The sequence below is a fragment of the Candidatus Hepatincolaceae symbiont of Strigamia maritima genome (assembly GCF_055505085.1).
Genome location: NZ_DBKDTU010000075.1, coordinates 1 through 12,292, shown reverse-complemented (window position 1 = coordinate 12,292; position 12,292 = coordinate 1). Strand labels below are relative to the sequence as shown.

2 protein-coding genes are annotated in these 12,292 nt (G+C 30.8%); both read left to right on the top strand.

Annotation, left to right across the window (positions count from 1 at the left end):
* Positions 1-329: 329 nt before the first annotated feature.
* Positions 330-11,744 (top strand): hypothetical protein, encoded by an 11,415-nt coding sequence (locus ACQCX0_RS01650; RefSeq protein WP_462562403.1) that lies wholly within the window; start codon positions 330-332, stop codon positions 11,742-11,744.
* A gap of 126 nt (positions 11,745-11,870) precedes the next feature.
* Positions 11,871-12,292, top strand: a 422-nt coding sequence (locus ACQCX0_RS01645; protein ID WP_462562402.1) for a hypothetical protein, incomplete at its 3' end; no start/stop codon positions are given.

Sequence of the window (12,292 nt, the reverse complement as noted above, 5' to 3'; positions counted from 1 at the left end):
TCGGCATTCCTGCTGAACCGCTCTTCCGATCTTAAAATTAATATGACAAGTTGTAAATATTTTATCATCTTTATAAAAAATAAAGAAAATATAAGATAATAGCTTACTTCTATATTGTAAAGTAGTAATAAAAATTTTATACAACAATATTCTTCCTCAAAATATAATCAGAATGTAAAAAATGTTACAGTATAGTTATTTAATTGTTGGAATTATAAATATTGAAAAATCAAGCAATAAAATTCTAAGAAAGTATTTATAAGTATGCAATTAAAAAATAAATATTAGTATTAGTAATATATAATAGTGAATTAAGGTGAGAATTTAAAATGGCAGATACTAATCCACAAACTGATAAAACTAATGAAATAGTATTATATAATGGTAAAGAGATTCAAGTTGCCATTCCTGCAGATAAGTTAGATACTAATATTGTCTATGTTCGTCCGGACGATACTATCCGATTAAATTTTGATCTTAGTGCAGTAAAAGTAGATATAATTAACGGTGATGTGGATATCATTTTCCAAAATGGTGCTTCTGTATCTTTTGCTTCACTTGCTGTACTATATTTTAATGATAATCCTCCTAAAATATATGATTATCAGAATAAAAGAGTTATATTAGAAGACTTTATTAATCAATATGAAGTTTTAGATAGTAATGCCGTACTTATATTGGCTGATAGAGATGAATATCAATTAGTACAACAAACTGAAACTGTAAACAAAATTATTTTGGGAACAGAACAAGAAGGTAATCTTGAAGGTGGTAATCCTATTGCCGGTATTGGTAATGTGAATGTACCCAATCCTGGTCGTCCTGATAAAGTAATAGATAAAAATGCCACCTCTAGCTTACAAAAAGTTTTTGATGGTAAGGGTATGTATGCAAATACAAATTTTAATACCAATAATCCTGGTAGAACTAAAAATGATAAAGATCAACCCGGTCAGGAGAATATACCAAATAAACCCAGCGTAATTTTAACTTGGATGTTTGATTATATAACGCAAAATGAAGGTAATACAACTATTGGCGGAAATCCTTATGAATATTATTCAATACGCAGTGCTGATATAGGATTTGATAAAGACCCAGAATCTCAATTAGGTCCGGTGTCAGTATACGGTTTACAAGGCTCAACAAGTGTATATGTTAATGCTAATACCACATTTATACATGCTGGTAACCCTTCGTATAAAAAAACCCTATTAATAGATTACTCTAAAGGGATATATCCGATTGATATAAAAATATACGGATTGCCGGCAGGACTTAGCTTTGAAATTGCAGAGGCTTCATCTTCTGTTGTTGAACAGGATATTGAGAATGGGCAAGTAGTATATAAATTAATGAATTTAGATACTACAGGGAAGTTTAAAGTAAATTTATTAATTCCTTTTGATTTTGAAACTAATAATTTTTCTTTAAATTTTGCTATCAGTTATCCCAATCCTCAATCAGGTAAAATAGAAATTTCCAATCAAAATATGCCAATTAAAATATCTAATATTGCTAATATAGTTGATGTGAAAAATGCTAACAACGTATTATCCGCAAGTAGTCCTGGGATTAATGTTACAACAGGAGATGGTAATGATATTATAGTAGGAGGATATGCTAGTAATCAAATTATCACAGGAGATGGTAATGATAATATCTTCAGTTACGCCGGGGATGACTATATTTCAGCAGGTGAGGGGAGTGACACAATTTTTGGTAGTACTGGAATTAATGTAACTTATACAGGAGATCATCGTGGCTCAGATCTATCATCAGATATAGATAAAATAATTTATAACAATAATCAATTTACTAAGTATTGGGATTCTCATACTATCAAGGGTTTAGAATTACCTTTAAAGGGTTCTATGGCAACAGATCTAGCACCGTATCTTAATACCTTCCCTATTAAAAGTGGTCTTATTATGCACTATGGTATAAGTAATATTGCAGACTATATTAAAAGTCTTAATAATGGCAAATGGATTTTTAAACAACAAGTTAGTGATAGTGTAGGTGATACAAGGTCTATTTTTGTACAAAAACAAGTAGGGGCAGATCTAATTTTTAGAGAGAATTCTCAATTAATTTTTATAGGATCTAATTATGATGATATTTTCAATATTTATGATCAATTTAATAGCGATCTTACCATTGTTGGAAGTGGTAACTTAGATGTAAATGCTCTCTATTTTAAATCGGATAGCAAGGGTGTAATAGTAGATTTAAGTACCGATTCTCATACCCTAAAAACAACAGATGTTGGCAGTAAAACTATAGAGTTTTATAGTATTCAGAAAATTATCAGTGGGGAGAGAAATGATATTTTCTACAGTGGCAAATATGCCGAATATGACAAAGTAAGAAAAGAACATGAAACAGGTGCGGATAATTCTATTGGTTACCAATTTGACGGAAATAAAGGCAATAATACTTTATCCTATGAAAAGATAGATGGTGGAATTACCGTTTATGCTAACAATATGAATTCTAACAAGGGAGCATTTGTAAATAAAGGTACCAACGGTATTGATGTTGCAACAGCTGATGTAGATTATTATAAAAATATAGATAAGATGATAGGTAGTCAAGGGAAGGATATGTTTTTTGGTAGTGCCCAAGGTGCATTACAGTATGACGGATTTGCCAGAGACGCTGAAAATATCCTAAGTTATCAAAAAGCTAATTCTGGGATTAGTCTTGATTTAAATACAAGCAAAATCTATAAAATTAATACTATTACTAATCTTGATCATATAGGGACTACAGTATTTGATACTTATACAAAGATAGGAAGCGTTATTCTATCTGAAACTCATGATAGTATTTTTGCAAGTAACTCAGGGAGTGACACTATTAACGGTCAAGGAGGAGAAAATACTTTAAGTTATTTTAATACTAATTTTACTGGTATTACTGTAGATATGCTTACTTCAGAGATTGAGAAGCACACAGTTGCCGGAAACTTAAAAGATACCTTTTCAAACATCAAGACTTTTGTAGGAACAAAGAATAATGATATCTTTAAAGGTGTTGTTAATAATTCTTATAAATTTATAGGAGGAGGAGCTAATAAAAACGGATATGATACCCAAATACAGGCTACTGATTATGGGGAAGATATCTTGAGTTACGAATCGAGTACTGATGAGAATATCAGCTTAACTTTTGATTTAGGGGTTGACATTGTTTATAAAGGAAATACCAATAATCAGGATGAGTTTAAAAATATAGATAATTTTATCGCCGGAGCTGGAGATGATAAGTTTATTTTTGCAACTATATATAAAATCGATAGCACCGGTAGCAAAGTGCATGAAGATGCAACTACAGTTATTAAAAAATTACAATCTTATCAGATTGACGGTGGTGGTAAAAAAACCGGTGGAGAAGGTAATTCAGTATCTTTTGCAACCTTTGATAATGTTCAAGAATTAGGAGGAATAGTATTTGATGCCACACAATCAATATTTTATTTTAGTAAATTTAAGCCGGTAAACCCTTTAGATCCCACTGAATATATGTCCTATAAAAATATTCAGGGAGTTATAGGTAGTAGGGTTAGTGATTATTTTATTTCTGGTGAAAATATTAATAGTATTTTTGTAGGAGGAGGTACTGATAAGGTTATAGATATTGCTACATTACCTGATCCTGCACAAGTTGCTATACGACCGCTTCTTGAGAAAATGCAACTTAACAATCCGGATCTTAAGGGTGATATTTTAGATTATAGTAGTTTTAGCAATCAGATTATTGTTAATTTAGGATCAATAGTAAATTACGGTGGTACAAATATTAAATCCTATACAGTTTTAAAGAATGGGGGGTTTACTGATACTATTCCAAGTATTCATATCTTTAGAGGAACTTCACATGATGATACTTTTTATGGAACTTCACATGATGATTATGGTTTCGATAGCGATGTCGGCAATGATACTTTATCTTATGAAAATGTAAGTTCTGGGATTATTGTTGATTTTGCTAAAAACAATCAGCAAATCTCAAAAAATAGTGCTACTACTTTTGATACTTTTCTTAATATAGAGAATATTAAAGGAAGTCAAGCAGATGATAAATTTATTTTATCAGATAAATCTCAACATACAACTACTTCCCAAACAATTAACATTCAAAGGGGAGCAGGAAAGGCTACTATAAGCTTTGAACAATTTAGTGTCCTGCCGGATATTAATAAACTATTAGATAGCTATATTATAGACTTAGCAAATATTACCTATAATCTTAACTCAGCATTTACTGATCCATCCGGAGATAGGGTTGATTATATTTTAAGCCAGGGAGATGATAGCATTATTATTAATGATAGTAGAAGGAATAAGAATTATACATTAGATGGCTTTGATGGTAGTAACAATTCAGTTGAATATACAGGATATACCGAAAAATTAATACTAACAATGTTAGATAGCAAGGTTATAGTAAGTAGAGAAATAGCCAGCAATAATTATGCAGACCAATTAATAAACATTCAAAAAATTACCTTAGGAGAAGGTAATGATATGTTGTATTATAATGTAAATAACGTAGTAAAAGAAATTGATGCCGGAGGTGGAAATGATAATACTTTAAACTTTAGTATTATGAGAGAAGTTCTTAATATAGCTTTAATCAAAGATAATTATCAGATTAGTTTGGGTGGCAATCCTCCTTTAATTGCAGTAAAAAACTTTCAAAACTTTTCAGGAAGTAACAATACTACTACTTTTAAAGTTATCGGTGATGGGGAAACAGATAATTCTCAAAATATAATAATAAAATTATCAGGACACTCCTCTGTTAACGTAGAGAGTATTATTGAATTTAATTCATTTAATTCAGGTATAACTTATGACATAGATGATACTCAAGGGGGAGGACTTGATAAAGGTAAAGTTATAGTGAATGCAGCTAAATTTGCCAATATTATAGTTAATGATTTTATTAAAACCATTAAATTAACAGATCATAATGATGTAGTTTATGCTAAAGCAGATGGTGATATTATATATGATGGTAGAGGTGGTTCTGATAATAAACTCAAATATGATCGATACGCAGAATCTATAGAAATAGATTTATTCGCACAAACAATTATCAAACCTAGTAATAGTGCTAAAGTAGATAAGTTTATATCTTTTCAAAACATTATTGGTTCACAGAATGCAGATACTTTATTTATAACCGATCTTAATTTTGATGCATCTATAATATATGATGCAAACGGTATGAACAATATTTTATCTTTAGATAAAATAGCAACAGGAGCTAAAAGTATAACTGTAGGAAATGATATAAATGATAGTGTGACAATTTCTGATGGTACTACTACCAAGGAAATAACTAATATTTACGATATAAAAACCTTAATGTTAACTAAGAATGATGATAAACTTATAGTTACTGATAATAATATTGTTAGAATAGGCGCTAAATATAAAGAGATTAATGCAAATTCTTCAAATAACAATGTTCTAGAATATATTGGTGCAAACAATGTTATTTTTAATGCTAGCAATCCTGAAATAGGTAGTGGTAGTAGTGCATTTACTATCAAAAATTTTAATATACTTGATTTTTCTAGAGCTACCGCTACTAATACTATTAAGGCTTCATCAGGGCAACACTATAGTTATACAGGAAGTGGATATAATGCTAGTAATACTTTAGATTATAGTAGTATTAGCAATATTAACATTATTCTTAAACTTACCACTAAAACCGCTAAGGGATTTTATGAAATATTAAAAGGCTTAGATGATCCAATTTCTATGCGGGATAATTTTCAAAAAATCGGAATTATAAAAGGAACTCAAAAGAATGATACTTTTATAATATCTAAAAGTGCTTTAGATGAAATCATAACAACAGGTAGTTTAACAATCGACGGAAATAATAGTACAGGAATAAACATCTTAGAGATACAAGGCTTTACAGAATTTAAGTGGGTAAGTTCTGCTTTAAACATAATGAACATACAAAGAATAAAAGTTGAGAATTCTCCTAATATTAAAATATTCGGTGGTAATACCCAAGTTGCTTTTTATGAAGTTATTGATTATAACGGAACTATTGCCACACTTAGCTATGAAGATTATACTGTTACGGCAGGTTCTACTAGTAAGGGCGGGATTTATATAGACGGAGCAGTGGGGACAGTATATAAAGATATTACGATTAACTTAACTACATATGAGGTTAATAATAATAAACCGCTTCCGATATTAAACAGTGATGGAATATTAGGATTTCAAAATTTTATCGGTTCACAATACAGTGATTTCTTCTTGGGGAATAATCTAGTAGCAAGTTATGATGGGCATGGAAATCAAACTAGCGGAAAAAATATTCTTAGTTATGGAAAAACCACTACTGAGTTTGCTATCAATGTTGATGTAGCAACTAAAAAAGTAACAAAAAAGGTTAGCGGATTAGTTTCTACAGAAGATACTTATAAGAATTTACAAGTCATGATTGGTACGGGTGCTAATGATAAATGGATAATCTCTGATATGTCAGAATTAAGCAATTTAGAAATAGACGGAGGAGGAGGAATAAATGCAATTTCCTTTGAAAAAGTAAATACTCCTCTTATTGAAGATTGGAATCCAAGCAGATTAAGTGGTTTAAAAAATATCTCAGTTATCTCTTTAACTAGTAGTAATGATGAAATTACTATGAAGATAGCTGATCAAGGATTTTCCATAAATGCCTCTGGTGGTACATCCAATCAAATTGATTATAGTCATATTTCTAATAATATGACAGTTAGATTAATAGAGGGAGGGGATATTTTTAGTCAGGTTGTAAAACAAGATTCTCCTAATATTATAGATAATATTAAAAACTTTCAGGAAATTATCTTATCTAATTCTAATATAAGTACGGTTAGTGTTGTAGAAGCTAATAAAAATATCAAAGTAAGTGCAGCAGGTAATCAAGTTAACTCTATAGATTTAAGAGATATAACAACAAACATCACAATAATAATTAATAACAATAATGTAAAAGGTGATATGTCGGTACAATACGGTAGCAGTATTGCAAAAACCGATCTCTATAAAAATTTTTTCTCGTTACTGCTAACAGACACGCAAACTTCTAAACTAACCTATAATTATGTAGTAGCAGATGTTACTGGGTATAACTTTACTGCAGGTACTGCAAAAAAGGATAGTGCTTTAGTTTTGAATATGGGTGCCACTAATAGTGTGCTTAAAATTCATACCGGAGAATTAATAATAACCGATAGTTCTGTAAACAAAATGCATAATTTTACTAATTTTTATACGTTTAGCATAATAGGTAGCGGTTCTCATGAAGTGCTAGCCTCAGGTAATATGAATGCTAGAGAATATAACTTTTCCGGTGTAACCAGTACTACAGGCAACAAAATATCCTATGCCGATACTGTGCAAGATATGGAATATGATTATTCCAAATCTGTTAATGAGGTAACAATTAAGCAAAATACCAGTATTCCTTCGGTAGTAGATAAAATCTTAGGTCATGATAAATTAACCCATATTACCTTAGGAAGAGGTAACAATATTTTTATTAGTAAAGATCTCCCCACTGGAATACCTGATATCAACATTGACGGCGGGGATAGCGGTCATAATATTTTTTCTTTTAAAAATAATGCTTCTGCAAAAAATTTAATTATTGATAGCGGGGGGAAGATAACCACGCCCGGATATATTATTAATAATTTTTCGATTTTCCAATTAACAAGTAAGGATGATGAAGTTGCATTTAAGGCTATTAATACAACTTTTCAGATAGATGGTGGCGGTGGCAATGATATTGTTACCTACTCTTATAGTAATTCTACTGCTAGGAAAAGAAATATTGATATAATTACTCAATATACAGGTTTAACTGCTGATAAAAATATGCAGACTATAGTCAATAAAGCTTGGGAAATTAGTAATAATCTGTCTTTCTACATAGATGTCATAACTAATTTTAAAAATATAGATTTATCTTTGTTAGATAAGGAAACTATTATGAATTATAAGGCTAGTAGTTTAGCTCTCTCAGAGATTAAGCTAGACAGTAATGCCCAATATAATATTAACTTCGGAGCACTCAAAGCCAATGCACTTGGAGCAGAACATCATCTTGACTATTCACAATCATCAGTAGCTTTAGAGATGCAATATCTTAATCAGGATACTCTAATTATTTCTAGAAGTCAAGATGGTACTCATACTTTAAAAGAAACCTTTAAAGGGGCGATTACCAAAATAACTGCTAGTAACGCTGATACTAAATTTGTTTTTGATATTTCCCACAGCATGTTTACTGCTGGTAGTAGTCTTTATTTATATGGAAACGGAGCTAAAAATTCTCTACATATTCAGGAGCATAGCTCTCTGCCTCAGAGTAATTATATCCTTACTTTAAATGATGTAGGAAGCGAGAATAAATTACAAGTAGATATCAGTTTAAATTTCAAGTTTACAGTGAGAATGTTAGGAATTCAAGACTATACGATGAATGCCAATAAAGCTTTAACGCTGAAGATGCAAAGTAATGCTCGTGTATATAAATTTGATATTAACACTAGTCAGACTCTCACTGTTGATTATTCAACCATTAATAAACCTATTATCTTTACCTTTACTACTGATGGGTTTAATATTAATAAAAGAGGAATAATAGATCTTTATAAAGTAAGTGGTAGCGGACAAACCCTAAATCTTAAAGGGACTGAAGAAAGTGATACTTTTATAGTTCTAGCTACTAATATTTCTAAATATAGCGGAGGTATTAATATAGATGCTAATAAAGGTGCTCATAATTCTATAACTCTAGAGGGCGATGGATTTACCAAATTAATTATGGATGGGGCTAAGAAGTTAACCTCAGGGAATAATAGTTTTGAAGGTTTTACTTATTTTAATTTTACAAAAGCCACATCTGATATAGTCCTAACATTTGGAGATGTAGCAGCTTTAAGAGGTGATGTAAACTTAAAAGATGACACACTTAACACTATTTTTGATTTTTCAAGTGCTACTTCTAGATTAAATTTAACTGTCGATCCCGCAGGGAATAATAATACTCTTAGAACTCCTGATAATAGTAATATTGTACTACAAGGTGCTAAAGAGATAAAATTAGGGAATGGTTCGGATAGAATTATGCTTAATTCTTTAGGTCACCCTGAGTATCAAATTAGAAAAATAGATGCGAAAGGTACTTCTGTTGGGAATAATATTCTAACTATAGCAGAATCTGCCGGAGATATACAACTTCAAGCTTACAGTAATACTGTTTTTAAATTTAACCTTGTTAAAAATCCTTATAAATGGGATCAAACAAGTTCTAAGAATTTAGAAATTCACGGTACTGGTATAGTATATTTTAATAATAAGGAAACCTGGGTAGATTTAGGGGATATACGCTCAAGTTGGGATTGGAAGTTCGGCTCTGGGAATAACGATCATATTAGACTGGCTACTAATAATAGTACCTATTATCAAGTTGTATTTAATTCCAATCAGGAAATTACCTATGATTTTAAGACTAATCCTCAGAAAACAATTTCTAATGTAGAATATATGACAGTAGATGGTACTATAACTATAGATAATGCCCATAAATCATTAACAGGGATACTAGGATTATACGCTTGGGAGGGCAATAAGATTTCTAATGAATTAAATATGTCCAGCATTACTAGTAGTATAATAATTGACCTTAGTCAAAAAGGTGGTTCAAAGATTCAAGATAATTATAATCTAGATATTAAAGCGTTTACTAAATACTATTTAGGACAAGGTGATGATGTTTTTATACATGATTTATACGCAACAGGTCTGCGTGATAATCCTGCAGGGCTTGTTGATGGTGGTAAAGGTAATAATATCTATAAAATGTCTACATCAAATCTTGTGAAGATGATTCACATGACGGTTGAGTCTTCTAATAGCTTTTCCTTCTTAAAAGATAATAAAGACAAGACTAATGAAGTAAAAAATTTTTCTGAGGTACAATTAACTAGCGTAGATAAGATTCAGGATATACAGATAATATTTAGTGATATTAATCATAATTTTAAATTCTTTAATCAGGGAAGTATCAGTGGAAAAAATAATACCTACAAAGGAAATATTTTCTATAATCATCAAAGCCCAGTATATATGAATGTTTTTTCTAGTAATATCATTGTAAAAGATATTACTGCTTTTTCACATGGTCAAGAAAACCCAGATAAGCCTATACTCCAACAATTTTCAGGAGTAAACATGATAGCATTAGGTAAGGGAGCACACCATATTAAGGTCAATTATTTTGACAATAATAAGAATATTTTACATGCCTTTAACTTGATAGATGGTGGTGGTCATACTGATGCTAAAATAGAGGTTAATACTGACAATATAAGGTTAGATTTTCATGTTAAAGGTTCCTCGTCGTCCCAAAGCGGTCATTGGATCAGTCAGAACGCTAATGCTGGAGTATATGATGCCGGTGCTTTCAAAAATTTTAAAAACATCTTATTTGTGGACTCTGGTACACATCACATTCTGATGGATGATAAGAACAGCGGTTATTATATTCAAGTAAGTCCTAATACCAGCTCTGCCTATAAGTCGAAGGGTACTATTATAAACAAACAAACAGATGGTTCTGTTTGGATTACTAAAAACAATGGCGTTACAGATAGACTAGCAGGGTTTGACTTAAATAACGTAAGTAATGCCTATACAGGCATTACTTACACACTAAATGCTCCTAGTAGTGCCGGAGCAGTGGACACGCAATCCATAACCGATACTTTCTTGGGGTCAATTCAAGATGATATCGTATTTATTAAGGGTATTCAAGATACCATTATTAATACTAATGCCGGACAAACTACCTATCATATCCAAATGAACTTAGCAGATTTAGAATTTAGATATGAAAACGGAAATATAATCATTAAAAATAAATATACCAGTATAGAAGCCATCTTAGGGAACTTTAATCACTGTAGTAAATTTTATGATGAATTTGGGAATCTAGTTAACCTTGTTGACTTAGGGATTGACTTAACCCAAGATAAAAATCTTATGGATAATTATTTTAGTGATAAGGCACGTGGCAAAAGAGCTACTGAAGAACAACCTATATTGAAAGAGTTAGTTGTTCAAACTCCTCCTAAAGAAGCTTCGTATGATAATAATAAGCTTGTAGCAGTTAGTTATGTAGATGAGATTTCTAAGGAATTCTTTGAAGAAACCCTTACAGAAGATGTAATATTAGTTACAAAAGATAACTCTCAAACTACAGAAATTATAGAAGAAATTCTTACTGAGGAAGTTAATACTGCAGAAATTACTACCTTGGAAACTACCACCGAAGCAATCATTGCAGAAGAAGCTATTATAGAAAAAGCTGATACAATTAATACAACAGTATTGTCAAAAGCGGATAATACTCAAGTAGATAGCATTCTACAAACCTTAGAGAGCATGTTAGAAGAAGTAGGTAGTATCAACCATTTATTACTAAATTTAGAAGAAGTTGTTAATGAATCTTCTCAAAATGCAGTTGCGAAAAAGGAGAATGCTGAGGAAAATAATAGTAATCTCATTGATGCCGTAAGTTATATTCATGCTAATGAGAACGCCATACAAGAGGGTAGTACTTTTATGGCTGATAATCTTAACGATCCTACCTCTGAGGTAGTACAATTAGTAGGTAAACAAAATAATTATAATACTAATCAAGGGTTTTAATAATTGTTACATCATTACAAAATTACGAAAAGACTTGTGATTAGGATAATTCTACTGTAGTATTGTTAAAAAAATTATAAAGAGAGTGTTATTGCACTTTCAATAGGGAAGGTATTAATAGAGATTATGAAAGAAAATACAGCAAGAAGAAGTTTTTTTGCTTTAACAGATCCTAAAAGCATAGATTTTAATAGGGTAAGGATACGCTTAGAAGACAAAATTAAACAAATTAATATGTATAAGCAAAATAAAGCTAACTCAGGTCAAGATACTAATAAAGTTATGAGTAAATATGAGATATACTCGGCAAAAAAACAAGCACGAGAAGTAGCGAATAATGTAGGGAATCAAAGTACTAACAAAGTTACTTTAGATTCTCGCCGTAATTTATCCCAAGGTGCTAATACTTCTGCTAAAGCAAGAAATTCTATTAATAATAACCAAAGAGAGCAACTGCTAGATACAATTAATGAACAACAGCTCATAGGGTACGGAGGGAGTAATTTTATCAGGAATATTAATGCTTTAGATTATAGTACAATTATAAA